Source organism: Pseudomonas sp. S1_G07, assembly GCF_054668565.1.
The window spans coordinates 1,745,198-1,770,833 of record NZ_CP162778.1 but is presented as its reverse complement, the minus strand read 5'-3'; the positions used below and the strand labels follow the sequence as shown (position 1 = coordinate 1,770,833).

The window sequence follows — 25,636 nt, the reverse complement described above, 5'->3', positions numbered from 1 at the left end:
AGAGTGCTGTTTTAGCCGCTTTTATCTGCACGGGAAATAGCCAATCATTTACCCATCTCGTTCATCACGTGTCAGGAGTCGAATATGTCCGCTGCCTTCAACGTCATTGCCACGCTGATCGCCAAACCCGGCCAAGCCGCCACCCTCGAAACCCTGCTGCGCGGCCTGCTGCAACCGACCCGCCTCGAAGCCGGTTGCGAGCAATACGACCTGCACCAGGACCTGCAACACCCCGAGACGTTCTACATGCTCGAGCGCTGGAGCGACGAGGCGGCGCTGGCCGACCATGACCAGAGCGCGCATATCCAGAGCTTCCGCGCCAAGGCCGCTGATGTGCTCGAACATTTCGAACTCAAGCGCCTGAAGTTTCTCGCCTGATCACCGCCTTTTTCCGGAGCCACCATGAAAGCCATTGCCTACTACGCATCGCTGCCGATCAACGATGCCAAATCCCTGCAAGACATCGAACTGCCAGAACCGGTCGCCGGCCCCCGCGACCTGCTGGTGGAAGTCAAAGCCATCTCGGTCAACCCGGTGGACACCAAGGTGCGCCAGAACGTCGCCCCGGAAAACGGCGCGGCCAAAGTACTGGGCTGGGACGTGGCCGGGGTGGTCAAGGCGGTCGGCAGCGACGTGACCTTGTTCAAGGCCGGTGACAAGGTGTTCTATGCCGGCTCCCTGGTGCGCCCAGGTGGCAACAGCGAATTGCACACCGTGGACGAGCGTATCGTTGGCCATATGCCCAAGAGCCTGGGTTTTGCCGAGGCCGCAGCACTGCCACTGACCGCTATCACCGCCTGGGAGCTGCTGTTCGAGCGCCTGCGCGTGCGTGAAGGCAAAGACGATGAAGGCCAGAGCCTGCTGATCGTCGGCGCTGCGGGGGGAGTGGGATCGATCCTGACCCAACTGGCCAGCCAACTCACCGCACTGAAGGTCATCGGCACCGCCTCGCGCCCTGAAACCCAGGCATGGGCCCAGGCACTCGGCGCCGACCTGGTGATCGACCACAGCCAACCGCTGAGCGAAGCGCTGAAACAGGCCGGCCACCCGCAAGTGACCCACGTCGCCAGCCTGACCCAGACCGACCATCACCTGGACCAACTGGTCGAAGCACTGCAACCCCAAGGCAAGCTTGCGCTGATCGACGACCCCAAGGCGCTGGATGTGAGCAAACTCAAGCGCAAGAGCCTGTCGCTGCATTGGGAGTTCATGTACACGCGTTCGATGTTCGAGACGCCGGACATGATCGAGCAGCATAACCTGCTCAATCGCGTGGCCAAGCTGATCGATGCCGGCACACTGAAAACCACGCTGGGCGAGCATTTTGGCCTGATCAACGCAGAAAACCTGCGCCGTGCCCATGCCCTGCTGGAAAGCGGCAAGGCCAAGGGCAAGATCGTGCTGGAAGGGTTCTGAGAAAACGTCTGTAGGCGTCGTCCGTTATTCGTGTGAGTGATGGACGACACCGCTAGTCAGAGAATTGACCGCTGTCATATTTGTGAGCGTATTCGGGTTTATATTGGCCGCCTTTGCCACGATTCTTTTACGCGAGGAAGTCAGCAATGAAGATCCTGATAAAAGCGTTAGCAAAACCCCAGTGGGAAGTCCGCCTGGACCAGAAGTCCATCAAATTCCGCAGTGAAGCCGAAGCCCGTGCCTTTGCCGAGACGCTGCAAGCCCGCATCCAAGCCCCCCACCGCTTTCCGATCAGCCAGCAACAGGTCGCCGCTGGCTGATCCGCCCTTCAGACCTGCGCCTGCACGGTTCTTGCCCGCTGCAGGCGCTGGGTCGACAGGGCGACCGTCACCGCCAATACACCGCATAAGCTGATGACCATCGCCATCGGCATCGCCGTGCCATCGTGCAACACGCCCACCAACGATGCGGCGCCCGCCGCCACGCCAAACTGAATGCAGCCGAGCAACGCCGACGCACTGCCGGCCCGCGCACCTTGCCCGTTCATGGCACAGGCTGAGGTGTTGGGCAGGATGCAGCCCAGGCTGGCAATGCAGATAAACAGCGGGATCAGCAACGGCCACAGCGCCTGCGTGCGCATCGCCGCCACACCCAGCAGTGTCAGCGCGGCCACCACGTAGATCCACACGGTACGCGACAGCAAAAATGCCGGGCCACGCTTGACCAGCAAGCGCGCGTTGATCTGCGCCACCAGGATAAAGCCGGCGGCATTGGAGCCGAATACCCAGCCGTAGTGCTCGGCGGGCACGCCATAGAGCTTGATAAACACGAACGGGGAACCGGCGATGTAGGCAAACATCCCGGCAATCGAGAGCGCGCCGGTAAGGGCGTAGCCGAGGTAAACCCGATCCGACAACAGCCCGATGTAGCGCCGCAGCGACCCCGACAACGGCTGGCGCGGATGATGGGCCGGGAAGGTTTCCGGCAAGCCGAACGCCACGGCGACCGCCGCCATCACGCTGAAGATCGACAGCGCCAGGAAGATCGATTGCCACCCCCACAACCCGACCATCACCCCACCGGCCAGCGGTGCGAGGATCGGCGCCAGGCCCGTCACCAGCATCAGTTGGGAAAACACCTTGGCCGACCCCACGGCATCGCACTTGTCGCTGACCACTGCGCGGGAAATCACCATGCCCGCGCAACCGCCCAGCGCCTGCACGAAGCGCGCGCCGATCAGCCAGTCCAGGGAGGGTGCATAGGCACAGGCGAAGGACGCCAGGGTAAACAGCGTGACCCCACTGAGCAGCGGCCCGCGTCGACCGAAACGGTCCGCCAGCGGGCCATAGACCAGTTGACCAATGGCCAGGCCGGCAAAGTACACCGCCAGGGTCAGTTGGATATGTTTTTCGTCGGTGGCAAACGCCGCGGCCATCGCCGGGAAGCCCGGCAGGTAAAAATCGATCGCCAGCGGCGCGAAGGCGCTCAAGGCCCCCAGAATCAGAATTATGCGAAGGTTCATCAGGCACCCAAGTGATTCGGCAGCCTGACAGTCTAGCCGTGCTTGGGTGCGTTGAACATTAAGATAGCTGGCTAACTATTAAAATCAGGCGAGCTTGGCGCTGTAGCCTTCCTCGGTGATCAGGCTGATCACCTGTTCGGCAGACAAGCGGCTTTCCACACTGACCTCCTTGGCAGCCAGATCAACCTTCACGCTGGCTGACGGGTCCTGGCTTTGTACCGCCTGGGTCACCGCCTTGACGCAATGGCCGCAGGTCATCCCTTCAACGTTGAATACTTGCATGACATGACTCCTTTTAATGAGGTTGGGCTCAGTGTCGACCTTGCCACAATGGCAAGGTCAAGTTCTGAAAAGATCGGCCGGGCTGGTATTCGGTGACAACGTCGGCCAAGCTTCAACTTTCTTAGTTGTGAACCACGGAGCATTCGCCATGCGCTGGTCGTTTTTTGCCCTTGTCGGCCTGATGAGCTTGTCTGCCGCTGCGCCCCAGGCCCTCGCCGCCCAAGACTACGCGGTGCTGATCATTTCCCGGGAGCGCCTCGAAGTACCGACCACCTGCGAAATAGGGCTGTATATCCAGGATCAACTGGCCGGCCGCCTGTTCCAGGAAGAAAGCACTTCCTTCAACCTGCCAGCGGGCGATGTGTCGCTGCGCCTGAAGCTGCTGCCGGGACAATCCCCAGGCTGCCTGCCAGGCATGCTCGCCCCACCCGCGCAGAACATCACGCTCAAAGCCGGTGACGTGCGCAAGTTGCGTATCGCCCAAGGCCCAGACGGCATGTACCTCAAAGCCGCTGACTTGGGATACTAGAAGGCCCTTGACCTTCCCCACAGGTCAAGGTTGATCCTAGGGGCAACTTCTGCTGGAGGACTGCCCCATGAACGGATCCACCACCTTTGACCTGCCCATCGGCGGCATGACGTGCGCCAGCTGTGCCGGGCGTGTCGAGCGCGCGCTGGGCAAAGTGCCGGGGGTGCAAAGCGTCAGCGTCAACCTGGCCAACGAGCGCGCCCACATCGAAGTGCTGGGCCGGATGGACCCTGCGGTGCTGATCGCCGCCGTCGACAAAGCCGGCTACACCGCCACCCTGCCCCAGAGCGAAACCGCCACCGACGTCAATCAGGCCCAGCGCCTGCACCGCGAGCGCTGGGCGCTGTTGCTGGCCATTGCGCTGGCGTTGCCCTTGGTACTGCCGATGCTGGCGCAACCCTTCGGCCTGCACTGGATGCTCCCGGCCTGGGTGCAATTCGCCCTGGCCACTCCCGTGCAATTCATCTTCGGTGCGCGCTTCTATATCGCGGCGTGGAAAGCCGTGCGGGCCGGCGCCGGCAATATGGACCTGCTGGTGGCCATCGGCACCAGCGCCGGTTATGGCCTGAGCCTCTATGAATGGCTCACCGCTGCCGCCGGCAGCATGCCGCACCTGTACTTCGAAGCGTCTGCTGTGGTGATTGCCCTGGTGCTGCTCGGCAAGTACCTGGAGAGCCGCGCCAAACGCCAGACCGCCAGCGCCATCCGTGCCTTGGAAGCGCTGCGCCCTGAACGCGCGATCCGCGTACAGGATGGCCGCGAAGAAGAGGTCGCCATCAGCGCGCTCCAGCTCAACGATCAGGTACTGGTCAAACCCGGCGAGCGCTTCCCGGTGGACGGCGAAGTGGTCGAAGGCCAGAGCCATGCCGACGAGGCATTGATCAGCGGCGAAAGCCTGCCGGTGCCGAAACAGCCCGGCGATACCGTCACCGGCGGCGCCATCAATGGCGAAGGCCGCCTGCTGGTACGCACCACCGCGCTTGGCGCCGAAAGCGTGCTCGCGCGGATCATCCGCCTGGTGGAAGACGCCCAGGCCGCCAAGGCGCCGATCCAGAAGCTGGTGGATAAAGTCAGCCAGGTCTTCGTACCGGCCGTACTGGTGCTGGCGTTGATCACCCTAGTGGGCTGGTGGTTGTATGGCGCGTCGCTGGAGACCGCGATCATCAACGCCGTGGCGGTACTGGTGATCGCCTGCCCTTGCGCCCTGGGCCTGGCCACCCCCACCGCCATCATGGCCGGCACCGGCGTCGCCGCACGCCATGGCATCCTGATCAAGGACGCCGAAGCCCTGGAGCGCGCCCATGCAGTGAGCACCGTGGTATTCGACAAAACCGGCACCCTCACCTCCGGCACCCCGAAAATTGCCCATTTGGCGGCGCTGGACGGCGATGAAGCCGCGCTGCTGCAACAGGCCGGCGCGCTGCAACGCGGCAGCGAACACCCGTTGGCCAAGGCCGTGCTGGATGCCTGCCGCGAGCGGGGGCTGACGGTGGCGGATGTGAGCACCAGCCAGTCTCTGACCGGGCGTGGCATTGCCGGTACCCTCGACGGTCGGCCATTGGCCCTGGGCAACCGCCGTCTGCTGGAAGACAGTGGTTTGAGCGCGGGCGACCTGGCAACTGCGGCTCAAGACTGGGAAGCCGAAGGCCGCACCTTGTCCTGGCTGATCGAGCAAGGCGCACGCCCCAGGGTGCTTGGCCTGTTCGCGTTCGGCGACACCCTCAAGCCCGGCGCACTGGAAGCCGTGACACACCTCAAGGCCCGGCACATCAGCAGCCACTTGCTCACCGGTGACAATCGCGGCAGCGCCCGCGTGGTGGCGCAAGCCTTAGGCATTGACGATGTCCACGCCGAGGTATTGCCCGCCGATAAAGCCGCCACCGTCGCCGAATTGAAAAAAACCGGGGTAGTGGCCATGGTCGGCGACGGCATCAACGACGCCCCGGCCCTGGCCGCCGCCGATATCGGCATCGCCATGGGCGGCGGCACCGACGTGGCCATGCATGCCGCCGGTATTACCCTGATGCGCGGCGACCCACGCCTGGTGCCGGCCGCCCTGGAGATCAGCCGCAAGACCTACGCCAAAATCCGCCAGAACCTGTTCTGGGCCTTTGTGTATAACCTGATCGGCATCCCCCTGGCAGCGTTCGGGCTGCTCAACCCGGTACTCGCGGGCGCAGCCATGGCCTTGTCCAGCGTCAGCGTGGTCAGCAATGCGCTGCTGTTGAAAACCTGGAAACCCAAGGATTTGGAGGATCAACACCCATGAACATCGGCCAAGCCGCGCGCCAAAGCGGGCTGAGCGCCAAGATGATTCGCTACTACGAATCCATCGGCCTGCTCAAAGCCGCCCACCGTACCGACAGCGGCTACCGTGTGTACGGCGCGGATGACTTGCACACCCTGGCGTTTATCAAACGTTCGCGGGATCTGGGGTTTTCATTGGAAGAAGTTGGCAAGCTGCTGACCCTGTGGCAGGACCGACAGCGGGCCAGCGCCGACGTGAAGGCCTTGGCGCGCCAGCATATCGACGAGCTGAACCAGAAGATTCGGGAACTGGGCCAACTGCGCGACACGTTGCAGGACCTGGTGGAACACTGCCAGGGCGATCATCGGCCGGACTGTCCGATTCTCAAGGAGTTGGCATCTGGAAGTTGTTGCACCTGATGCTTTAGCTGACAGTACAAAAACAAATGTGGGAGCAGGCTTGCTCGCGAATGCATAGGTTCAGTCAATGAACTTGTCGACTGACACTGCGCTTTCGCGAGCAAGCCCGCTCCCACATTTCGGTCCTCATCTACCCGAAGATCACTGCATCCAAGGCGGCGGCGGTTCTTCCGCCGTCTTGGTGGCCGGCGCATCATCGGCCGCCCGAATCGCTTGCTTGCGCTCTTCATCCAGCCGTGCCGCTTCGATCTCGCGGATCACACCGCCCACATCCGCCAACTCTTCCGGCTCATCGAATTCGCCGGTGAGAACGCTGGCCGGGTGCAAGGTACCGGCTTCGTACAGTGCCCACATTTCCTTGGCGTACTTGGTCTTCTTCAGTTCCGGGGCAAAACGCCCGAAGTAGGAAGCCATGTTGCCCACATCCCGCTCCAGCATGCTGAATGCGTGGTTGTTGCCCGCCGCATCCACCGCCTGGGGCAGGTCGATGATCACCGGGCCGGTCGGGGTCAACAGCACATTGAACTCCGACAGATCACCGTGCACCAGGCCGGTACACAACATCAGCACGATCTGGGAAATCAGGAAGGCGTGGTATTCGCGCGCCTGGTCCGGTTCCAGTACCACGTCGTTCAGACGCGGCGCCGCATCACCGTACTCGTCGGCCACCAGTTCCATCAGCAGTACGCCTTCAAGGAAGTCGTACGGCTGGGGCACGCGCACGCCGGCACCCGCCAGGCGGAACAGCGCCGCCACTTCGGCGTTCTGCCAGGCATCTTCGGTTTCTTTCTTGCCAAACTTGGAACCCTTGGCCATGGCCCGGGCCTGCCGGCTGTTACGGACCTTACGGCCTTCCTGGTATTCGGACGCTTGACGAAAACTTCGTTTGTTCGCCTCCTTGTAAACCTTGGCGCAACGCAATTCGTTGCCGCAGCGCACCACATAAACAGCTGCTTCTTTACCACTCATCAGTGGGCGCAGCACTTCGTCGACCAGACCGTCTTCGATCAGGGGTTCAATGCGTTTAGGAGTCTTCATCAGCTTTTATTGTGGGTCCTTTATTACCAAATACGCGTATGGCACTCGTTATACGGCAATCGGCTCGCCGGTGGGAGAGGCTACCGACCTCTGGCCACTCTGGAATGCATCCAATATGCCAGTTTGCACGGTAATCAACGCTCGATAATCGCCGTCACACCTTGCCCTCCGGCGGCACAGATTGAAATCAACCCGCGCCCCTTCCCCGCCGCGTCCAGCAGCTTGGCCAGGTTGGCGACGATACGCCCACCCGTGGCGGCGAACGGATGGCCGGCGGCCAGGGAGCTGCCCTTCACATTCAGCCGGCTGCGGTCGATGCTACCCAGCGGCGCATCCAGCCCCAGGCGGGTCTTGCAGTAGTCAGCATCTTCCCAGGCCTTGAGCGTGCACAACACTTGGGCGGCGAAGGCTTCGTGGATCTCGTAGTAATCGAAGTCCTGCAGCGTCAAGCCGTTGCGCGCCAGCAAACGCGGTACCGCGTACACCGGCGCCATCAGCAGGCCTTCGGCGCCATTGACGAAATCCACCGCCGCCGCTTCGCCATCACGCAAATACGCCAGGATCGGTAAACCGCGCTCCTGGGCCCAGGCTTCGCTGCCCAGCAGCACCAGGGATGCACCATCGGTGAGCGGCGTGGAATTGCCGGCGGTGAGCGTGCCTTTTTCACTGCGTTCGAAAGCGGGCTTGAGGGCGGCAAGTTTTTCCAGGCTCAGGTCGGGGCGCAGGTTGTTGTCGCGGGTCAGGCCCAGGAACGGGGTGAGCAAATCGTTGTGCCAGCCTTCGGCGTACGACGCAGCCATTTTCTGGTGGCTTTCGAGAGCTAACCGATCCTGTTCGTCCCGGGGGATCTGCCAGGCCTGCGCCATCAACTCGCAATGCTGGCCCATGGACAAACCGGTACGTGGCTCGCCATTGCGCGGCAGTTCCGGCTTGAGGTGATGGGGACGAAGTTGTAACAAGGCTTTTAATTTGTCCGCCATGGATTTGCTGCGGTTGGCTTGCAGCAGAATGTTGCGCAGCCCTTCATTCACCCCGATCGGTGCGTCGGAAGTAGTGTCCACCCCGCCGGCGATGCCGCATTCGATCTGACCCAGGGCAATCTTGTTGGCCACCAGCAATGCCGCCTCAAGCCCGGTGCCACAGGCCTGCTGGATGTCATAGGCGGGAGTTTGCGGCGACAGGCGCGACCCCAGCACGCATTCACGGGTGAGGTTGAAGTCGCGCGAATGCTTGAGCACTGCCCCGGCGGCCACTTCGCCCATGCGCAGGCCGTGCAGGTTGTAGCGTTCGATCAGGCCCTCCAGGGCCGCGGTCAGCATCGCCTGGTTGCTCGCCGTGGCGTAGGGGCCATTGGAACGGGCGAAAGGAATGCGGTTACCGCCAATGATCGCTACACGGCGCAATTGATTCATGGAAAGCTCCCTGTGGGTTGTGGGGTGAGTCTCTGAGACTAGCCTAGGCTCAATCGAACGACTGCCACCCCTGGGTGGTCAACCTTTTGAACCCCAGCCTTCGGAGAGCGTTCCATGTCTGACCGTTATATCGACTTCGCCAACTCAAGCCTCGGCCATCGCCTGGTCGGCGCCCTTGGCCTGCCGTCGCCGGTACGCCTGGAACGCTGGCAAGCCGGGCGCCTGCGCCCGGTCGAAGGGGCCTTGCTGCTCGGCGGCGGCGCGCTGGTGGCAAAGGTGCAGACGTTTGCGCACAAACTCACCGACGTCATCTACAGCTACGGCGCCGAGCCCTCGACCTGGATTCCCGGACACGGCCCCAAGCTCAAGGCCGTAGTGTTCGACGCCAGCCACTTGCAACACACCGACCAGCTCAAGCAATTGCGCGAGTTCTTCCAGCCCCTGCTGAAAAACCTGGCCGACAGCGCCCACCTGGTGATCCTTGGCCGTGCGCCGGAAAGCCTCGGCGACCCGTTTGCCGCCAGCGCCCAGCGCGCCCTGGAAGGGTTCAGCCGCTCCCTGGCGAAAGAACTGCGCAACGGTGGCGTGCTGCAACTGCTCTACGTCGGCGACGGTGTCGAAGACCAGTTGGAGGGCGCGCTGCGCTTCTTCCTTTCGCCAAAAAGTGCGTACATTTCTGGCCAAGTGATCCGCCTTCACGCCTGTACCACTCCCGTCGAGGACTGGACTCGCCCGTTGGCCGGGCGCAAGGCGCTGGTCACCGGAGCCGCCCGAGGCATCGGTGCATCCATCGCCGAAACCCTGGCTCGCGATGGCGCCGAGGTCATCCTGCTGGATGTGCCCCAAGCCAAGGCCGATCTCGAAGCGTTGGCCGCGCGCCTGGGTGCGCGCACGGTGGTGCTGGATATCTGCGCCGAAGACGCCGCCGGCCAGTTGATCGAACAGTTGCCCGATGGTCTGGACATTCTGGTGCACAACGCCGGGATCACCCGCGACAAGACCCTGGCCAACATGACCCCGGAATACTGGGACGCCGTGCTGGCGGTCAACCTCAACGCGCCGCAAGTGCTGACCAAGGCCTTGCTCGACAGCAACACCCTGCACGACAACGCGCGCGTGGTACTGCTGGCCTCCATCAGCGGCATCGCCGGCAACCGTGGGCAAACCAACTATGCCGCGAGCAAGGCCGGCTTGATTGGCCTGGCCCAGGCCTGGGCACCAGCGCTGGGGGAACGCGGGATCACCATCAACGCCGTCGCCCCGGGTTTTATCGAAACCCAGATGACCGCGCATATTCCATTCGCCTTACGCGAGGCCGGGCGGCGCATGAGTTCGCTGGGCCAGGGCGGTCTGCCGCAAGACGTCGCCGAGGCCGTGGCCTGGCTGGCCCAACCGGGTTCCGGTGCGGTCAGCGGGCAAGCGCTGCGGGTATGCGGGCAAAGTCTTTTGGGAGCGTAACCATGCAATGGCAGACCTTAGACAGCACCCCGTTTCTGCCGCCGTTGTATTGGCGCGCGGCGCTCAAGCGCAAGATCACCGGCAGCACCTTGCCCAGCCTGGGCTTGCGCTGCCGGGTCAGCGTCAACCCCAAGGACGTGGCGGCCTATCGCAAGGTCTGCGGTTTTGCCGACAGCCCGATCCTGCCGGCAACCTATCCGCACATCCTCGCGTTCGGTCTGCAGATGCAACTGCTCACCGCCGACGTCTTCCCTTTCCCACTGCTGGGGTTGATCCACCTGAGCAACCGCATCCGCATCCATCGCCCATTAGGCGCCGTGAGTGATCTGACCGTCTCGGTGCATGCGCAGAACCTGCAGCCTCACGCCAAGGGCGCGACCTTCGACGTGGTGACCCGCGTCGAAGATGCCCTCGGCCTGCTGTGGGAGGCCGAGAGCCGCATGCTCTGCCGGGGTGTGAAGCTCGAAGGCCAAGCGGCGGATGACACTCAACCCCCACCCATGCAGGTCAGCGAACTGACACGCTGGAAAGCCCCCGCCGATATAGGCCGCCGTTATGCGCGAGTCTCCGGCGACTACAACCCGATTCACCTGAGCGCCCTGACCGCCAAGGCCTTTGGCTTCCCCCAGGCCATCGCCCACGGTCTGTGGAACAAGGCGCGTACCCTCGCAGCCCTGGGTGACCACCTGCCGGCGGCGAATATCGAAATAGACGTCGAGTTCAAGAAGCCGGTACGCCTGCCCAGTGAGGTGACATTGCACGCCAGCGCCGCAGGCTCCAGCGGTGAATTGCTGTTGAAAGGCGCGGGTGATATCGAACATATGTTCGGCAAGTGGCGGCCCATTGCCTGAAACCCGCGGGCTGATGGTGGACAGCGCCTGATGCCGGGCGTCAGTGCGGTGGGTAGCTGGAGAGGATGCGGGTCACCGTGGTGCGGATCGCGTTATCGCGATCCTGCGGCTCGGGTGAGCTGGCCATGATCTGTTCATCACTGCCGCGCCATACCAGCTTGCCGTCCTTGCCGTCGAGCAGGTCGATCTGAATGGTCGCCACTTTGTAGGTGATGTTGCGCGTTTCGTTGTACATCGGCCCACCCCAGTAACCATTCCACGGGCCGCCCCAGGCGCCGCCGTAATTGGTGGTGACTTGTTGCTGGCGGTCTTCGACGATCAGGTAGGCCTGCACGTTCAGGTCGGCCTTGGTGCCCGCCACTGCGGGGCGCAGGCCGCGCTGGTCGAGTTGCTCGCCCACGGCCTGGCGGATGCGCTGTTCGGTGAGGTCGCTCTTGATCCGCGGGTCATCGGGGCGGTACTGCAGGGCCGGGTCTTTCCAGGCCCAGCTGCGGTAAGCGCCGAAGTCTCGGCTGGCATCAAAGTCGTGATTGACCTGGCTGGTCTGGCAACCGCCCAGCAACACAACAAAAGCGAGCGTAGCGATACGACGAAACATGGTGTTCTCCAAAAAGCGACCGGGCCTTGGATGAGAATAGCTTTTAATGCGGAGGATACGCCGCCATTGCCTTTTGCACCGCCTGGCGCAACGCATCTGCCCGTTCGCTGAGGCTGCCCTGGCTACCGGTTTCCGCGCTGGAACTCCATACCGGCTGGCCGCTGCGCGCGTCGAACAGGTTGACGCGAACCACCACGACCTGCACCTCATAGGTCCGCACGATCGGCACCGAGTTGTACATGCCGTAACCATTGCCATAGCGGTTGTAGCCGCCATAACCACCGTAGCCGTAGTCGTCCTGGACCTGCTTGAGACGCTTCTCCTGGCGCACATCGGCGCTCACCAGCAGGTCCGCCGGGCGGTTGTCATGCACGGGGCGCAGGCCGCGCTGGTCGAGGGCGCCACTGACGGCTTCGGCAATTTGCGCCGAGTCGGCCCAGGCCGTGCCCGCCGGAAGCTGGCCGTTGCGCCAGGCCCAATTGCGATAGGCGCCGTAGTCGCGTACGGGGGCCGGATAGGCGCTGGCATCGAACGTGTGGGCCGCCTGGGCCGGGGCCGGCGGCATGGGGGCCGAGGTGGCCACATAAGGATTGGGGCTGGAACAGGCGCCCAGCCCCAAGGACAACAGGATCAAACAGAGACGACGCATTTGAACCTCCACACACTGGCCCGCTTAAACCGGACGGCAGATCCAGTGCAAATAACGCCCAAGTCCGGCAAAGCTTGGGTGACGACGGTGAGCGAGTTCCATCTCCACAAGCTCCTGCACATTCGCGCGGGCCTGGAATTCCACTGGCATGTAGTCGTGAAATACCCGCACGCCACTTTGGCTTTCGACCTGCCAAAGCCCTTCGAGTTGCGCCGCCAGCTCGCGCGGGTCCAGCGGCTGCTGCGGGGTAAGGCTCTGCTTTTCGCCGGCCATATCGTTGTTGCGCATCTTGCGGAAGTGGCCCTTGAGCAGGTTGCGGTAAATCAGCGCATCGCGATTGTAGAACGCCAGGGACAGCCAGCCGCCGGGCACCGTGAGTTGGTGCAGTACCGGCAGGATCGCATGGGGCTCGGCCAGCCATTCCAGCACGGCGTGGCACAGCACCAGGTCATAGGGTTCGGTAAGTTGGCCGAGCAAGTCCTGCCAGGGCGCATGGATAAAGGTCGCGGTCTGCCCCGCTTCGGCAAACCGTTGGCGCGCGCCGTCGAGCATCGGCTCGGCGGGTTCGGCCAGGGTTACCTGGTGCCCGCGTTCGGCCAGCCAAAGCGACATATGCCCCAGGCCCGCGCCGATATCCAGCACGCGCAACGGGCGCTCGGGCAGCGCTTCGGCCAGATCGGCCTGGAGCACCGCCAGGCGAATCGCGCCCTTGGCGCCGCCGTAGATCTTCTCGGCAAAACGCGTGGCCAACTGGTCGAAATGACGGTCACTCATGGGCAAACCGCCGTTCGCTGTCGGCCAGTTTGGCGCGTACCACCTCGTCCATGTCCAGGCCCAACTCACTGCACAGCAACAGCAGGTACAGCACGATATCGCCGACTTCCTGCCCGGCGTGGGCGAGTTTGTCTGCTGGCAACTGGCGCGATTGGTCTTCGCTGAGCCATTGGAAGATTTCCACCAGCTCGGCCATTTCCACACTGGCGGCCATGGCCAGGTTTTTCGGGCTGTGGAACGGTTTCCAGTGGTTGGTATCGCGGATGCGGTGCAGGCGTTCGGTGAGGTGTTCGAGGTTCATGCTGGGCTCCTGAAGGGGTATAGCTTCGGGGGGATCAGGGATGAAGGCAAGTGAATCCGTGGTGTTCTTGAGGACGCTATCGCAGGCCCTAATCAACGACACTGAATTCGAGGCGGGCGGTTTGTCCAGCTTCATCGAGGACGCTGAGTTGATAGCGCCCCAGCCGCTCGAAGCTGGCATTGATAAAGTCCTGGTTGGCACTGTCACCCAGCGGCGCACCGTTGAGGAACCACCAGCGTCGGCCGCTGCCTCCCAGGGCGGAGAGCTTAAGGCGCAGGGCTTGTTGGCTGCCAGCGGGCAGGCGCAGTTGGTCGCCTTCGCGCACGCCGACAATCGACAGCGGTGAAGAGGCCGCCAGCGCCGGCGGCGGGCAGTCCGGGTCGGCCGCTGGGATGCGTGCTTCACGGCGTTCAGCCCTGGGCAGCCAGGGTTCCAGCGGCGCGGGCCACAGGGCGATATGCCTGGCGACCGCACCGGGGCAATGAGCACCCACCCGCAGGCCCTTGGCATTGACCCAGACACTTTCCATCAAGCCCACGCTCAACGGTTGGTCCAACGCCTGCAAGGTCGGCGGCGTAGTGTTGTCCAGCGTCCAGGCGAAGCGTTGGCGGCGGCAATTGGGATCGCTGCGGCTCATGGGTTGGCCCAGCGGCCAACAGATCGCCGCCACGCCGACATTGGCCGGCACCGGTTTGACTGGCGCACTGATGCCGCGTTGGCTGTCGCGGTTGGTCAACACGTCATGCACCTGCAACATCAACGGCGCCGCCGAGGCCAGGCCGAACTGGCCCGGCACCGGCGTGCCATCCGGCCGGCCAATCCACACACCGATCAAATAGCGCGGCCCCACGCCAATCGCCCAGGCATCGCGAAAACCATAGCTGGTGCCGGTTTTCCAGGCGAGCACCGGGCGCTGTACCAGTTCGGCGCGTGGGTCACGGTCCGGCCGCGCTTGCCCGCTGAGGATGCGCCGCACAATCCAGGCCGCCCCCGGCGACAGTAACGGCCGCTCCCTGAGCGCATCGTCCGGCTGCAAACGCAGCGTCGCACTCTTGCCGTCGCGGGCGAAAGCGCTATAGCCGCTCACCAGGTCTTCCAGGCGGCTGCCGGCACCGCCCAGGATCAGCGCCAGATTGGGTTCGGCCAACGCCGGCAGCGCCAAGGGCACACCGCCGATGCGCATTTCGGCGGCAAAACGCTTGGGCCCGTAAGCCTCCAGCAATTGCACCGCTGGCAAGTTCAGTGAACTGGACAACGCCGTACTCGCCGGCACCGCGCCGGTAAAGCCCATGGAGAAGTTGCCCGGCCGGTAATCGCCATAACGCCGGGGCACGTCCTGCAGCAGTGACTCGGAGTGAATCAAGCCCTCGTCCAGGGCCATGCCATACAGAAAGGGTTTCAAGGTGGAGCCCGGCGAGCGCAGCGCGCTGATCATGTCCACGTGGCCGAAGCGCCTGGCATCGTTGATGTCCACCGAGCCCAGGTAGGCCCGCACGGCCATGGTTTCCTCCTCCACCACCAGGATCGCGGCGGACGTGTGTTCCGGCAGCCGCGCACGCCACCCCAGCAGCAGGTCTTCGAGACGGCGTTGCAGGGTGGCGTCCACCGTCGTGCGGATCAGCGGCGGGCTGTCGGGTCGGTTCAGGCGGCGGGCGAGCAAGGGCGCCAGGCTCGGCTCCAGGCGCGGGGCGAGCAGCAACGGTTCTTCAAGGGCTTCATCGACGGCCGATTGCGGCCATACCTGGTACTCGGCGAGGCGGCGCAGCACTTTGTCGCGGGCTTGCTGGGCGCGTTGTGCGTGGCGGTCCGGGCGCAAGCGGCTCGGCGCCTGGGGCAACACTGCGAGCAGCGCGGCTTCGGCGCGGGTCAGCTGTGCCGGGGACTTGCCCAGATACGCCCAACTGGCCGCCGCCACACCCTGCAAGGTGCCGCCGAACGGCGCGCGGTTCAGGTACAGGTTGAGGATCTCGTCCTTGGACAAGTGCCATTCCAATTGCGCCGTACGCCACAGTTGGCGCAGCTTGCCATGCAAGGTGCGCGAATGCGGGTCGAGCAAGCGCGCCACCTGCATCGACAAGGTACTGCCGCCCGACACCACCCGCGCACCGGTGAGGTTCTGCCAGGTCGCCCGCCCCAGCGCCAGCGGGTTAACGCCAGGGTGTTGATAAAACCAGCGGTCTTCGTAGGTCAGCAGCGCATCCAGGTAATACGGCGAGACTTCACGGGTGCGCACCGGGTAGCGCCACACGCCATTGGCATCGGCAAACCGCCACAATGGCGTGCCATCCTCGGCCAGCACCACCCGCGCCAGGTCGTCTTCAGGCAGGGGCAAGGGCCAGATGCGGTCGGCCAGCCACAACAGCGCAATCACCAACAACAGGCTCGCCAGGGTCCAACGGGCAACTAAACGCAAATTCAAACCGGCAAACCTCTATGCTTGTAGGGAACTAGCCTGTCGCAATAACAACCAAAGGCACAGATACGCCCACCTTCTCATCAGGACACACACATGCAGGTAGAAAGCTTTTTCGAATGGTTGGGCCAGGCCCTCGGTTCCATCATTCGCTTTATCGTCGACGGCCTGAGCGGGATCTTCGGGGCCTTGACCCACGCCGGTGGCAATTTTATCGATGGCCTGTCGCGCACCTTGGGCATGGACACCTCGATCATCAGCATCATCACCCTGATCGTCGGCCTGATGTTGCTGTATTCGGCGGTGCGCGCGTTCATGCGGGCGTCGATCATCATGGGCATTATCTGGTTGCTGCTGGGCCTGTGGCTGCTCAGTTGGGTCGTGCACTGATCTCAAACCCACCTGGATTACCTGTGGGAGCGGGCTTGCTCGCGAATGCGCTGTCTCAGTGATTGATACGTCAACTGACAGACCTCATTCGCGAGCAAGCCCGCTCCCACATTTGGAATCCGCTCCTTCAATCAGGCCTCAGCGGCCCTTGATCACCAGGTCTGCCGGGGTATCCCCCACCGCCTGCCAGTTCGGCCGGTACATCGACTCCACCTGCGGCGGCGGCACGCGGTAGGTGCCGGGCGTCACGGCGCGCGCCAGGTACAGCAGGTGCGTGGTGCCATCGCTCTGCAGGTTGATCGCCGCCACGTAGCGATCATCGCGGAACTCCTGATGCTTGAGCGCCGCGTTCTGCATTGATTCGCGCCACTCCTTCACCTGGCTGCTGGCGTTCTCCAGGCTGGCCGCGCTTTGCGCCAGGTTCTGGTTTTCCAGTTCCAGGCCGGCGGGCAACAGGTCGACCACCAGGGCATCCGGCACGCGCTGCTTGGCGCTGACCGCCAAGTGCACCAGCACCAGGTCGCCGCTGTTGAGGTTGCGCAGGTTCAGTGGCTGGCCGTTCATGCCCAGGTATTCGCGGCGGATGCTCAGGTTGTCGCCACCCGCTGCCGGTGGCACTTGCGGATAACCCGAGAGGGTCAGCTGCTGATACACCGGGGTGTCACCCTGGTTGCTCAGCGTCAAGTCGCTGGACAGCAGCTTGCCTTCCAGCTCACGCGTCGACTGCTGGTTGTTCAGTTCCTGAACACCGCCACTGCCGGTGAGCGACACCTGCCAATTGGCCTCAGGCTGGGCGAACCCCAGTCGCCCGGCCAGGAACAACGAGTTGCGCTCCTGGGTCGACAGGTAAGGGCTGGCGGCCAGTTGGTCCGACAAGGCAAACAGGCGCTCCTCACGCTTGCCCTTGGCCAGGTCATTTTCCTCCAGCAACGCCAGGATCATCGCCTGGTCGCGCAGCGGGCTGCCGTAGTCGGCCAGCCATTCCTTGGCACTGCGCTGGGTGGCCAGGCCGGCCAGCAACGCCTGATCGGCACGTGGCTGGTCGCCCATCTTTTGCAAGGCGATGGCCAACTGCACCAGCGGCAACCCGGAACGCGCATCGCTGCGACGGTCGAAAAGGCTGCGCAACGCGCCCAACGGCGCCTGCTGACTGCGCGCCAGCACCATGCCGGCGTAGGCCTGCACGGCAAAGCGGGTGTGTTCGGCGTTGTCGCTGTAATCGACCTCGATCAGGTTGCGCTCCTGCACGTACCGCAGCAGGCGCTCGCTGGCTTTTTTCAGCGCTTCGGGCGGTACGGCAAAGCCCTGGTCGCGGGCGCGCAGCAGGAAGTCGGTGACATAGGCGGTCAGCCAATATTCTTCTTCGCCATCGGCGCCCCACAAACCAAAGCTGCCGTTGTAGCGCTGCATGCCCAACAGGCGTTCGATGCCCAGCTCGATCTTGCGTTTACGCTCGGCATCCGGCTCGCCCTTGATACTCAGGCGCTTGAGCAAGGCGTCGTCGGCATACAGCGACGGGTACAGGCCACTGGCGGTTTGTTCCAGGCAACCATAAGGGTAGGCCTTGAGCGCACTGATCTGTGCGCCGAGGTTCAGCGGCGGTCGGCTCGACAGGCTGAGCAGCGCCTGGCGCCCGGAGGCGTCGAACTGATCCAGCGTGCCCGGCGGCAGGTTCCACGGCTGATCCTTGAGCACCGCGCGGTAATGCTTGAGCAACGCCGGGTACGCGGGGCGCACGCCCAAGGTCCATTCGCGGCTGAACGGCGGCAGGTTTTCACCCGGCAGGTCCAGCCCGTTGACCGTCACCTTGACCTTGCCCTGGCCCAATCCGCCCCAGGCTTTCACCGGAATGCTCAGCGTGGTGCGCTGGCCTTGTTTGAGCTCGACGGTTTGCGCGCCGCTGTTGACCAGCTCCAGTTGGCCCTCGGCGCTCAGTTGCACGTCCAGTTTCTGCGCTTTGCCCGACAGGTTGGACAGGTCCAGCGCCAAGGTGGTCTGGTCGCCCCCGGCAAGGAAGCGCGGCGCCGAGAGTTCGGCCACCAGCGGCGCGGCGATCACGGTCTTGGCTTCGGCCATGCCATAGCGATCATCGCTCCAGGCCTGCGCCATCAAGCGCAGCTCGCCATTGAAGTCAGGAATATTGACGCTGACTTCGCCCTCGCCCTTGTCGTTCAAGGTCACCGGCGCGCTTTGCAGGGCGACGATGGTCACACTGGTGTCGGGGCGTTTGCCGCCCTTGGCCAGCGCGGCGTCACCGCCGAAGGCCAGGCTGGCCAGGCGGCCCTGGCCGGCTTCGATCAACTGGCCATAAATGTCGAACTGGTCCACGCCATAGGCCTTGCGCCCGAACAGGCTGGAGTACGGGTCGGGCGTGGGGTATTCGGTGATATTGAGGATGCCCACGTCCACCGCCGCCACCAGCACATGCACCTGCTTGGGCACGCTGCCGTTGGCGTTCTTGGCGGCGATCTTTACCGTCAGCGGTTGTTTGGGGCGCATTTTTTCCGGCGCGGTAAGGGTCACGCCAAGCTTGCGCTGGGTACGGTCCAGCGGCAGGTGCAGCAGGCCCACCGCACGCTTGGGGGTGATATTGGCCTTGCGCTCGCCGGGGCGAATGACCAGGGCGCTCACGTACAGGTCATGGCGCGACCATTTCGGGTCGAGCTTCACGGCGAAGCTTTTACCCTCGGCCGGCACGTCGATTTCCTGCCACCACAACGGCCCTTCGGCCGACTCCACCAGCAGGTAGCCTTTACCGGCCGCAGGCGGGGTCACGGTGACATTGGCCGTATCGCCGTCGCCATACGCCGGTTTATCCAGCGCCAGCTTGACCTGGTCGGGACGCACGGCGCCGCCTTCGGTGTTGTCCTGAGCCTGGTAACCGGCCCAGAAGCGCAGGCTGCTGACCAGGCCGGTCTGCGGGTCTTCGACCTCGACGCGGTACGGGCCCCACTCCACCTGGAAGCTGACCTTGGCGGTGTCGCCGGCCTTGATGTTCAGGGTCTGCTCGTCGAGGTTGAGGAATTTCTCGTTGTAGTGATAGCTCCAGCCGTCGCTGTCGGAGTAGTTCCAGTAGTAGTCACGGCGCTCACGCACCAGGCGCACCTTGAGGTTTTGCGCGGCCAGTTTCTGCCCGTCCTGGTTGGCCAGCAGCACTTCGAACTCCGCTGGGCCATCACCGTTGGTTTCGCTGCCGTCAAACAACCCGCGCAGGCCCGGCAATTGCTCGGCCGGCCAGATCGGTTGCACCAGGCGCCGGGTGATCGGCCGCCCGCCCGACTCTTGCAGGCTGGCCTGTACGATCAGTTGCAGAGGGGATTTGGCTTCGGTCCATTTGCTTTCCAGGGTCAGTTTTTCCTGGCCCTTGGCATCCAATACGCTTTCGTCCAGCTCAAAATCCTGGCTCAACTCTTCTTCGGTGACAGAGCCGAACTGGTAGCCCGGCAGCGCCTTGACCGCTTCGCGCAACGGCCGCACATACACTTGCCCGCTGACGCGATTACCGGAGGCCGGTGCGCCATAGAGATAACGGCCATTGACTTGGATAACCGGGTTATCCGCCGGGCTCAGCGCCGTGTCACTGCCCTTGAGCTCCAGCGCCAGGCGCTCGGGCAAGAAGTCTTCGACGAGGAATTCATACAACTGCGGCTTGCCATCACCCAGGTCGAACACCAACTGCCAGCGCCCGGTCGGCGCTTCGCCGGCCAGTTGCAGTTGATATTGATAAAGACCGGACGCGTCGGCATCCCACACGAATTTGCGGCTGACCTGTTCATCCGGGCGACGCACTTCGACACTCACCGGTTGCGGCTTGACGGCATTGCCGTCCTTGTCACGCAACAGGGCATTGAGCAGCACGGTTTCGCCGGGGCGATACAGGTCGCGGGGGCCGAACACAAAGAACTGCAACGGGTGCGACGGTTGGCCGCCAATGTCGAACTCGGCCAGGTCCAGCGCCGCGCTATCGAGGCGCAGCATGCTGGTCTGCTCGCCCTGCTTGGCCAGCAGCACCTGGGCCTTTTTCGGCAACGGCAACTCGGCCTGGCCGCCCTTCTCGGTCTTGCCCTGGCCCAACACACGGCCATCGGCATCGAGTACTTCCAGGGCCACGCCATCCAGCGCTTTACCGCCTTCGAGGGCCTGGGTAAACACATCCAGGCGATTGGCGTAACGGTGCACCGACAGGCCGATATCACTCAAGGTAAACAGCGTGGCCGGTTGCGAATAGTTGTAGGTGCCCGAGGCGCGCATCACCGCCAGGTAGACGCCCGGCTGTTGCAATTGCTTGAGGCCGGCGATCGGCAGCAACAGCGTCTCGCGCGTGTTGCGCGCCGGGTTCAGGTCGAAACGGCCGCCGTACACCAGGTCCGCCAGCGGCAGCAATTCGCGGGACTCATAACTTTGCAGGCTGGTATTGCGGCCCCATTGCGCCAGGAACGACGGCAGCGATTCAGGCTTGATGCGGAAGAACTCAACGTCGATCTTGTCGACGTTCAGCGCGATCACCGGCAGGCCTTCGGCCAGGCGCGTCGGCAATAGCGTGCCACGGCTGGCAAAGCCGACGGTGGCTTGCAGGTCGCGGGTTTCCAGGCGGGCGGTGTACTCGGTGGCGAGCGTGTTGGCGTTGACCGCCTTGACACCGGCATCGACCGTCAGCACCAGCTTGCGCTGCGGCTCCAGGTGGCGCAGGCGCAGCTCCATCAGGTTATCCGAGAGTTCCCAGGCGCCGTCGACCTTGCCGAACTTACTGTCCACCAGGTGCAGCTTGTCGGCAAACTTCTGGTCTGGGTCCAGGGGAATGGAAAAACTCACCGACAAGGTGCTGGCCCCGTCCAGCTGCACCTCGGAGACGTCCACCACGCTCAGCTCACGCCCGGCATAACGCTGCTTCAACGCCGCCACATCCACCGCCGCCTTGGCCGGTTTTGGCGCGGCGGACGTAGCCGCCGCGGGCGCGGTCGGTGCCGCCGGTTTGTCGGAGGAATCGCAGGCGCTCAGCAGGGCCAGCGCGCAAGCCAGGAACAGTCCTTTGTTAAGCATGGGGCACTCGTTGTCAGAGGGAACCGAGGGTGAACTATATATCAGCCCGAGCGGGGCCGATGTGGTGCTGATCACATTGACCGACGGAGGGAGGGTTGGTTCTGGGCGCCTCCCAACCCGAGCCAAATCCCACATTGGTTCTGCGCCATGGTGGGGGGCCAGTTACAATGCCGCTCCCCCAAGGAGCCCGCATGCCCACCTTACTGACCGACTGGCGCGACCGTCCTACTCATCGCCGTGTGTGGGCGTTGGCTGCGCCGATGATTCTTTCGAACATCTCCGTGCCGTTGGTTGCACTGGTCGACAGCATGGTCATCGGCCACCTGCCCCATGCCCATCAACTCGGTGCCGTGGCCGTCGGGGCCAGTCTGTATACCTTTCTTGCCTGGGCCATGGGGTTCCTGCGCATGGGCTCCACCGGCTTTGCCGCTCAAGCCGCCGGGCGCAATGACGGCGCCGCGCTGCGGCAAATCCTGCTGCAAGGCTTGCTGCTGGCGCTGGGCCTGGCGATGGTGCTGGGTACGGTGGGGATACCGCTGAGCCATCTGGCGCTGGAGTGGATGCAACCGTCGCCCGAGCTGAACCAACTGACCCGCGAGTTCTTCCACACTCGCCTGTTCGGCTTGCCCGCCGCGCTGGCCACTTATGCGTTGGTCGGCTGGTTCCTGGGCACACAGAACGCCCGCGCGCCACTGGCCATTTTACTGACCACCAACCTGGTCAACATCGCCCTCAACCTGTGGTTCGTACTCGGCCTGGACTGGGGCGTGGTCGGTTCCGCGCGGGCGTCGGTAGTCGCCGAATGGACCGGCGCCCTGCTCGGCCTGGCCCTCACGCAAAAAGCCCTGCGCGCGTATCCCGGCCATATCGCCTGGGCTGCGCTTAAGCGCTGGCAAAGCTGGCGCCCGCTGCTGGCGGTCAACCGCGACATCTTCATCCGCAGCCTGGCGTTGCAGTCGGTGTTTTTCATGATCACGGTGCAAGGCGCGCGATTGGGGGATGCCACCGTGGCCGCCAATGCGCTGTTGCTCAACGGCCTGCTGCTGACGGCCCACGCACTGGACGGGTTGGCCCATGCGGTGGAAGCCCTGTGCGGCCACGCCATCGGCGCCCGTGACCGCGAGGCCTTGCGCCGCTCACTGGTGGTGGCCGGTGGTTGGTCGCTGATCGCCAGTGTTGGTTTTGCATTGCTGTTCACTTTGGCCGGGCACCTGTTTATAGCCATGCAGACCGATATCCCCAGCGTGCGCGAAACGGCCGACATCTACCTGCCTTACCTGGCGGTACTGCCGTTGATTGCGGTGTGGAGTTATTTGCTCGATGGCTTGTTTATCGGCGCGACGCGTGCGCGGGAGATGCGCAACGGCATGCTGCTGACCGTGCTGTTGGCATTGCCGATTGCCTGGGCATTGCAGGGCCTGGGTAACCACGGGCTGTGGATCACCTTCCTGCTGTTCATGGCGCTGCGCAGCATGACCCTTTGGGCGATCGCCTGGCGTTTGAATCGGCAAGGGCTGTGGCTGGGCAGTAACTGAAGAAATAAGGTCCAAATGTGGGAGCTGGCTTGCCCGGCTCCCACATCAGTACCGGGTTACTTCATTTACGAGGACAGATAGGACGACCGCGTCAGCCCCAGGCGCAAGGCGTCGAGGAACTGGGTGCGCTCCGACGCACTGATCTTGGCGCTCGCGCACTTGTCACGGTAGTGCGTCATCAACTCCTCCGGCGACAAGTGCACGTAGCGCAGCATGTCTTCGATGGTGTCGTGGGTCTCGATTCCGGCGCTGTAGACCGAACCGTCGTCACGCTGATAGATGTTCACCGAGTCGGTGTCACCGAACAGGTTGTGCATGTCGCCGAGGATTTCCTGGTAGGCGCCTACCAGGAAGATACCCAGCAGGTAATCTTCACCTTCGTTCAAGGCGTGCACCGGCAGGCTGGTCTCAATGCTCTGCTCGTCGACGTATTGCTTGATCTTGCCATCGGAGTCGCAGGTCAAATCCTGCAGCACGGCGCGGCGCAACGGCTCTTCGTCGAGGCGGTGCAGTGGCAGGATCGGCAATACCTGGCCGATGGCCCAGGTGTCGGGCAGGCTCTGGAACACCGAGAAGTTGCAGATGTACTTGTCGGCCAGCTTGTCGTTGAGCTCGTCCAGCACTTGGCGGTGCGAGCGCTGGCGGGCTTTGAGCGAGTTGTGCAGGCGACGGCACACGGCGAAGTAGCACTGCTCGGCCAGGGCTTTTTCGGCCAGGGTCAGCTTACCGTCAGCGTACTGGGTGGCCACGTCGCTCATGTAGTGAGTGGCGCGCCAATAGGTTTCGGTGACCATCTCGATGTCGGTCGGGCCCAGCAGGTCCACCAGCCACTGCACGGTTTCCGGCAGGCTTTCCTTATTCTCGATTTTCGGGATTTCGTCGTTGTGTTTCTCGACGTCGGTGACTTGCACCACCAGCATGGCGTGGTGGGCGGTCAGGGAACGGCCGCTTTCGGAGAAGATATTCGGGTGCGGCAGGCTCTGCGCGTCGCAGAATTCCTTGAGCATGCCCACGACCACGCCGGCATAGTCGTCCATGTCGTAGTTGATCGAGCTGGCGTTACGCGAGTGGGTACCGTCGTAGTCCACGCCCAGGCCACCGCCGACATCGATGTGATCCACCGGCAGGCCGAGGTTGCGCAGTTCGCCGTAATAACGAATGGCTTCCTTGAAACCGTGCTGGTAGTCGGCCAGGTTGGCGATCTGCGAGCCCATGTGAAAGTGCAGCAGGCGGATGCCCTGGTCCAGACCGGCAGCGCGGAAGCGTTCGACCACCGACAGCAATTGCGCCGCCGACAGGCCGAACTTGGATTTCTCGCCACCGGTGTCCGCCCACTTGCTCGACGCCAGCGACGACAAGCGCACGCGCAGGCCGACCTGGGGTTTGACCTTGAGGTTGGCAGCCTCTTCGATCACCAGGCCGACTTCGGATTCTTTTTCGATGACGATAAACACGTTGTGGCCAAGCTTCTGGCCCATCAGCGCGAGGCGGATGAACTCACGGTCCTTGTAACCGTTACAGACGATGGTGCCGCCCTTCGGTGCCAGGGCCAGCACGGCCAGCAGTTCAGGCTTGGAGCCGGCTTCGAGGCCGATGGACACGTCCTGGGTGGCGATGATGTTTTCGATCACCGCTTCCTGCTGGTTCACCTTGATCGGGTACAGCGCGGTGTACTTGCTCTGGTATTCCAGGCGCTCGATGTTGGCATCGAAGGCGCCAGTGAGCTGGCGCACGCGGTCTTGCAGGATGTCGGGGAAGCGCACCAGCAACGGCAACGACAGGCCGCTTTTGCGCAGTTGGTCGACTTGCTCGTAAAGGTCGACGGGCGTGCTGTTCGGGCCGTTCGGACGGACTTCAACGCGACCGGCATCATTGATCGCGAAATACCCGGCCCCCCAATGGCGAATCCCGTAAACACTGCGGCTGTCCGCAACTGTCCATTGGCTGCCATCGTCTTTGCGTGTGCGTCGTACGGACATCGAAGTCCCCTATAAATGAAGGCGAAGGCGCCGCCCCGGATTTGAGGCTGGCGCAGTCTAAAGAATGAAAATGACGATTTGCCTGTAAGGGAGGTAGACCCCACTCGCAGGACAGAGTTTAGACACAGGTTGGGAAGAGGCTTTCAGCCGCCGGACTTCTTGGCCTTGTAACCGAGCTTGATCAACTCGGCCAACAGCAGTTCGACGTGATCGCCCTGGATCTCGATGACCCCGTCTTTCAACGCGCCCCCGGTACCACAGCGTTTTTTCAGCGTGGTCGCCAATTCCTTGAGCGCGTCCTCTGCAAGCGGCACGCCAGTGATGGTAGTCACCGTCTTGCCACCACGGCCTTTGCTCTCGCGTCGTACGCGGGCAATGCCGTCGCCCGCAGGCATCAGGGTCTGTTTGCAGGTGCACGAATCCACGGGCTGACGACAGTCCGGGCAGTGTCGACCTGCGTCGGTGGAAAATACCAGGCCACCAAGGGCGGCGAAGGATGCGGCTTTTTTGGCCACCGGCAATCCTCTTGGGAGGATGAAGATTGATCAGCGCGCTAAAGCGCCACTGACCGCGAAGCCCCACTCAGGCAGGGGCAGCGCTACCGAACCGCCAAGGCTAATCCCCACCTGCAGGAGCGAGCGTGCTCGCGAAAATCGTCAACGATGACGCGGGCATTCTGAATGCACACGGCGCGCTTGAGTCTTTCGCGAGCAAGCTCGCTCCTACAGTGATCCCAGGGTGAAACAATGACGGCTCGGGTGAAAAGTCGCGCAGTGTAACGG

22 protein-coding genes are annotated in these 25,636 nt (G+C 63.4%); 10 read left to right on the top strand and 12 right to left on the bottom strand.

Features of this window, described 5'->3' with window-relative positions:
• Positions 1-84: 84 nt before the first annotated feature.
• From AB4O05_RS08040 to AB4O05_RS08030, 3 genes are all read left to right on the top strand, one after another.
• Positions 85-378, top strand: coding sequence for a putative quinol monooxygenase (locus tag AB4O05_RS08040; RefSeq protein ID WP_460131743.1), 294 nt, complete (start codon positions 85-87; stop codon positions 376-378).
• A gap of 24 nt (positions 379-402) precedes the next feature.
• Positions 403-1,416 (top strand): zinc-binding alcohol dehydrogenase family protein, encoded by a 1,014-nt coding sequence (locus AB4O05_RS08035; protein WP_460131745.1) that lies wholly within the window; start codon positions 403-405, stop codon positions 1,414-1,416.
• A 146-nt stretch (positions 1,417-1,562) separates the two neighbouring features.
• Positions 1,563-1,736, top strand: a complete 174-nt coding sequence (locus AB4O05_RS08030) for a hypothetical protein (protein ID WP_460131747.1) — start codon at positions 1,563-1,565, stop codon at positions 1,734-1,736.
• An 8-nt stretch (positions 1,737-1,744) separates the two neighbouring features.
• Here AB4O05_RS08030 and AB4O05_RS08025 read toward each other — a convergent pair whose 3' ends face one another.
• Both AB4O05_RS08025 and AB4O05_RS08020 read right to left on the bottom strand, forming a co-directional pair.
• A complete protein-coding gene (locus tag AB4O05_RS08025; RefSeq protein WP_460131749.1) occupies positions 1,745-2,938 on the bottom strand; it encodes a multidrug effflux MFS transporter in 1,194 nt (397 codons plus the stop codon).
• 84 nt (positions 2,939-3,022) lie between these two features.
• Entirely contained in the window at positions 3,023-3,220 is a 198-nt protein-coding gene (locus AB4O05_RS08020) for a heavy-metal-associated domain-containing protein (protein WP_460131750.1), read from the bottom strand.
• Between the two features lie 148 nt (positions 3,221-3,368).
• On the opposite strand from AB4O05_RS08020, the gene AB4O05_RS08015 reads away from it, so the two are divergent.
• From AB4O05_RS08015 to cueR, 3 genes are all read left to right on the top strand, one after another.
• Positions 3,369-3,749, top strand: coding sequence for a hypothetical protein (locus tag AB4O05_RS08015; RefSeq protein ID WP_460131751.1), 381 nt, complete (start codon positions 3,369-3,371; stop codon positions 3,747-3,749).
• 67 nt (positions 3,750-3,816) lie between these two features.
• On the top strand, positions 3,817-6,018 hold the full coding sequence (locus tag AB4O05_RS08010; protein WP_460131752.1) for a heavy metal translocating P-type ATPase: 2,202 nt from the start codon (positions 3,817-3,819) through the stop codon (positions 6,016-6,018).
• Positions 6,015-6,416, top strand: a complete 402-nt coding sequence (gene cueR, locus AB4O05_RS08005) for a Cu(I)-responsive transcriptional regulator (protein WP_460131753.1) — start codon at positions 6,015-6,017, stop codon at positions 6,414-6,416. The genes AB4O05_RS08010 and cueR overlap by 4 nt, the downstream gene beginning before the upstream one ends.
• A gap of 141 nt (positions 6,417-6,557) precedes the next feature.
• Here the strand turns inward: cueR and AB4O05_RS08000 are convergent, their stop codons facing one another.
• Complete coding sequence (locus AB4O05_RS08000; protein ID WP_460131755.1) at positions 6,558-7,454, bottom strand: PA4780 family RIO1-like protein kinase; 897 nt, start codon at positions 7,452-7,454, stop codon at positions 6,558-6,560.
• A 134-nt stretch (positions 7,455-7,588) separates the two neighbouring features.
• Positions 7,589-8,866, bottom strand: coding sequence for an acetyl-CoA C-acetyltransferase (locus AB4O05_RS07995; protein ID WP_460131756.1), 1,278 nt, complete (start codon positions 8,864-8,866; stop codon positions 7,589-7,591).
• A 114-nt stretch (positions 8,867-8,980) separates the two neighbouring features.
• On the opposite strand from AB4O05_RS07995, the gene AB4O05_RS07990 reads away from it, so the two are divergent.
• Entirely contained in the window at positions 8,981-10,324 is a 1,344-nt protein-coding gene (locus tag AB4O05_RS07990) for a 3-oxoacyl-ACP reductase (RefSeq protein ID WP_460131757.1), read from the top strand.
• Positions 10,325-10,326: 2 nt separating this feature from the next.
• Positions 10,327-11,175 carry a MaoC family dehydratase gene (locus AB4O05_RS07985; protein WP_460131758.1) on the top strand — a complete coding sequence of 283 codons (849 nt, stop codon included), beginning with the start codon at positions 10,327-10,329 and terminating at the stop codon, positions 11,173-11,175.
• 40 nt (positions 11,176-11,215) lie between these two features.
• On the opposite strand, the gene AB4O05_RS07980 is transcribed toward AB4O05_RS07985, so the two are convergent.
• From AB4O05_RS07980 to pbpC, 5 genes are all read right to left on the bottom strand, one after another.
• Complete coding sequence (locus tag AB4O05_RS07980; RefSeq protein WP_460131759.1) at positions 11,216-11,773, bottom strand: DUF4136 domain-containing protein; 558 nt, start codon at positions 11,771-11,773, stop codon at positions 11,216-11,218.
• A 43-nt stretch (positions 11,774-11,816) separates the two neighbouring features.
• On the bottom strand, positions 11,817-12,422 hold the full coding sequence (locus AB4O05_RS07975) for a DUF4136 domain-containing protein (RefSeq protein WP_460131760.1): 606 nt from the start codon (positions 12,420-12,422) through the stop codon (positions 11,817-11,819).
• Between the two features lie 24 nt (positions 12,423-12,446).
• Complete coding sequence (locus AB4O05_RS07970; protein WP_460131761.1) at positions 12,447-13,196, bottom strand: methyltransferase; 750 nt, start codon at positions 13,194-13,196, stop codon at positions 12,447-12,449.
• Complete coding sequence (locus AB4O05_RS07965) at positions 13,189-13,497, bottom strand: MazG-like family protein (RefSeq protein WP_460131762.1); 309 nt, start codon at positions 13,495-13,497, stop codon at positions 13,189-13,191. Before AB4O05_RS07965 ends, AB4O05_RS07970 begins: the two co-directional genes overlap by 8 nt.
• Before the next feature lie 88 nt (positions 13,498-13,585).
• The gene (gene pbpC / locus AB4O05_RS07960; protein ID WP_460131764.1) at positions 13,586-15,916 is read right to left on the bottom strand and encodes a peptidoglycan glycosyltransferase PbpC; all 2,331 of its coding nucleotides are present in this window, start codon (positions 15,914-15,916) and stop codon (positions 13,586-13,588) included.
• Between the two features lie 90 nt (positions 15,917-16,006).
• Here pbpC and AB4O05_RS07955 point away from each other — a divergent pair, with 90 nt between their 5' ends.
• Positions 16,007-16,300, top strand: coding sequence for a hypothetical protein (locus AB4O05_RS07955; RefSeq protein WP_460131765.1), 294 nt, complete (start codon positions 16,007-16,009; stop codon positions 16,298-16,300).
• Between the two features lie 138 nt (positions 16,301-16,438).
• Here AB4O05_RS07955 and AB4O05_RS07950 read toward each other — a convergent pair whose 3' ends face one another.
• Positions 16,439-21,340: an alpha-2-macroglobulin family protein gene (locus tag AB4O05_RS07950; RefSeq protein WP_460131767.1), complete on the bottom strand. Its 4,902-nt coding sequence runs from the start codon at positions 21,338-21,340 to the stop codon at positions 16,439-16,441.
• 191 nt (positions 21,341-21,531) lie between these two features.
• Here AB4O05_RS07950 and AB4O05_RS07945 point away from each other — a divergent pair, with 191 nt between their 5' ends.
• Positions 21,532-22,875, top strand: coding sequence for an MATE family efflux transporter (locus AB4O05_RS07945; protein WP_460131769.1), 1,344 nt, complete (start codon positions 21,532-21,534; stop codon positions 22,873-22,875).
• A gap of 65 nt (positions 22,876-22,940) precedes the next feature.
• Here AB4O05_RS07945 and speA read toward each other — a convergent pair whose 3' ends face one another.
• Positions 22,941-24,854 carry an arginine decarboxylase gene (speA, locus tag AB4O05_RS07940; RefSeq protein WP_460131770.1) on the bottom strand — a complete coding sequence of 638 codons (1,914 nt, stop codon included), beginning with the start codon at positions 24,852-24,854 and terminating at the stop codon, positions 22,941-22,943.
• A 143-nt stretch (positions 24,855-24,997) separates the two neighbouring features.
• Complete coding sequence (locus AB4O05_RS07935) at positions 24,998-25,369, bottom strand: translation initiation factor Sui1 (protein WP_460131771.1); 372 nt, start codon at positions 25,367-25,369, stop codon at positions 24,998-25,000.
• Positions 25,370-25,636 lie beyond the last annotated feature (267 nt).

Coding starts and splice junctions, on each gene's coding strand:
- AB4O05_RS08020 (WP_460131750.1), bottom strand. CDS start 3,220: ATGCAAGTATTCAACGTTGAAGGGATGACCTGCGGCCATTGCGTCAAG.
- AB4O05_RS08000 (WP_460131755.1), bottom strand. CDS start 7,454: ATGAAGACTCCTAAACGCATTGAACCCCTGATCGAAGACGGTCTGGTC.
- AB4O05_RS07985 (WP_460131758.1), top strand. CDS start 10,327: ATGCAATGGCAGACCTTAGACAGCACCCCGTTTCTGCCGCCGTTGTAT.
- cueR (WP_460131753.1), top strand. CDS start 6,015: ATGAACATCGGCCAAGCCGCGCGCCAAAGCGGGCTGAGCGCCAAGATG.
- AB4O05_RS07980 (WP_460131759.1), bottom strand. CDS start 11,773: ATGTTTCGTCGTATCGCTACGCTCGCTTTTGTTGTGTTGCTGGGCGGT.
- AB4O05_RS07950 (WP_460131767.1), bottom strand. CDS start 21,340: ATGCTTAACAAAGGACTGTTCCTGGCTTGCGCGCTGGCCCTGCTGAGC.
- AB4O05_RS08040 (WP_460131743.1), top strand. CDS start 85: ATGTCCGCTGCCTTCAACGTCATTGCCACGCTGATCGCCAAACCCGGC.
- AB4O05_RS08035 (WP_460131745.1), top strand. CDS start 403: ATGAAAGCCATTGCCTACTACGCATCGCTGCCGATCAACGATGCCAAA.
- AB4O05_RS07955 (WP_460131765.1), top strand. CDS start 16,007: ATGCAGGTAGAAAGCTTTTTCGAATGGTTGGGCCAGGCCCTCGGTTCC.
- AB4O05_RS07970 (WP_460131761.1), bottom strand. CDS start 13,196: ATGAGTGACCGTCATTTCGACCAGTTGGCCACGCGTTTTGCCGAGAAG.
- AB4O05_RS07945 (WP_460131769.1), top strand. CDS start 21,532: ATGCCCACCTTACTGACCGACTGGCGCGACCGTCCTACTCATCGCCGT.
- AB4O05_RS08025 (WP_460131749.1), bottom strand. CDS start 2,938: ATGAACCTTCGCATAATTCTGATTCTGGGGGCCTTGAGCGCCTTCGCG.
- AB4O05_RS08015 (WP_460131751.1), top strand. CDS start 3,369: ATGCGCTGGTCGTTTTTTGCCCTTGTCGGCCTGATGAGCTTGTCTGCC.
- speA (WP_460131770.1), bottom strand. CDS start 24,854: ATGTCCGTACGACGCACACGCAAAGACGATGGCAGCCAATGGACAGTT.
- AB4O05_RS07990 (WP_460131757.1), top strand. CDS start 8,981: ATGTCTGACCGTTATATCGACTTCGCCAACTCAAGCCTCGGCCATCGC.
- AB4O05_RS08030 (WP_460131747.1), top strand. CDS start 1,563: ATGAAGATCCTGATAAAAGCGTTAGCAAAACCCCAGTGGGAAGTCCGC.
- AB4O05_RS07995 (WP_460131756.1), bottom strand. CDS start 8,866: ATGAATCAATTGCGCCGTGTAGCGATCATTGGCGGTAACCGCATTCCT.
- AB4O05_RS08010 (WP_460131752.1), top strand. CDS start 3,817: ATGAACGGATCCACCACCTTTGACCTGCCCATCGGCGGCATGACGTGC.
- AB4O05_RS07975 (WP_460131760.1), bottom strand. CDS start 12,422: ATGCGTCGTCTCTGTTTGATCCTGTTGTCCTTGGGGCTGGGCGCCTGT.
- AB4O05_RS07965 (WP_460131762.1), bottom strand. CDS start 13,497: ATGAACCTCGAACACCTCACCGAACGCCTGCACCGCATCCGCGATACC.